This is a genomic window from Telluria sp. AZSoR62, assembly GCF_058111565.1.
Window position 1 is genome coordinate 1 of sequence record NZ_JBYTST010000492.1, and the last position, 247, is coordinate 247.

Annotated in this window: 1 protein-coding gene; it reads left to right on the forward strand. The window is 50.2% G+C overall.

Going from position 1 to position 247, the window contains the following annotated elements:
* The coding region (locus AC3XQU_RS24500) for a hypothetical protein (RefSeq protein WP_489876712.1) at nucleotides 1-247 on the forward strand (247 nt) is incomplete at both ends.

Genomic DNA, 247 nt, shown 5'->3' on the forward strand with positions numbered 1-247 from the left:
GTTAGACACCGGTCCTTCAGCAGTCATTGCAGAATTGATCGGCGCTCTTGAACGATCTGTTTTTGACAGTAACGAACGGCGTAATCAGTTAGTGGATGCCGGGAACACGTCGGACACGGCCGTCGAACAGTCCAAGCTGTTTTTTGCGTCATTTCTGGCAGGGCAGATTAAGGGGTTGTCTGCAAAAGGGTTGATCAACCCTGACGTAGCTGTCCAGTACGCGAGCCTCATTACTGGAGTTAATCTT